1 protein-coding gene is annotated in these 556 nt (G+C 44.6%); it reads left to right on the forward strand.

Going from position 1 to position 556, the window contains the following annotated elements; all coding sequences use genetic code 11:
- A partial coding sequence (locus ABN217_RS20065; protein WP_349459976.1) for an efflux RND transporter permease subunit occupies positions 1-556 on the forward strand: 556 nt, incomplete at both ends.

Below are 556 nucleotides of genomic sequence, written 5' to 3' on the forward strand. Positions count from 1 at the left end.
ATACTGATAGTGTTAGCCGTATGCTGAATGGTACAGGCCGTTACTTGATCATCTATTTGATCTTAGTGGCTGGCATGGCATTAATGTTTATTCGTCTCCCCTCTTCCTTCTTACCCGAAGAAGACCAAGGGGTATTCTTAGCGATGGTTCAATTACCACCGGGATCAACGCAAGAGCAAACACAAGCCGTATTGGATGAAGTTAACACTTACTTCCATACAGACGAAAAACGTAATGTAGAATCAGTATTTACCGTTGGTGGCTTTAGCTTCGCAGGTCAAGGCCAAAACATGGGTCTGGCGTTCGTCGTGTTGAAAAACTGGAGCGAACGTAAAGGCGATGAAAACCACGTTGAGGCAATTGTTCAACGTGCCAATATCGCTTTGTCACAAAAACAAGAGGCAATGATATATGCCTTTAACCTGCCAGCCATTGTCGAGCTAGGTACAGCGAACGGTTTCGACTTTGAATTGGTAGACCAAGGTAACTTGGGGCATGACGCTTTAATGGCAGCACGTAACCAATTACTTGGTTTAGCGGCTCAACACCTTGAAAT

The sequence above is a fragment of the Proteus sp. fly-1067 genome, assembly GCF_040139345.1.
In the GTDB taxonomy this organism is placed as follows: domain Bacteria; phylum Pseudomonadota; class Gammaproteobacteria; order Enterobacterales; family Enterobacteriaceae; genus Proteus; species Proteus vulgaris_B.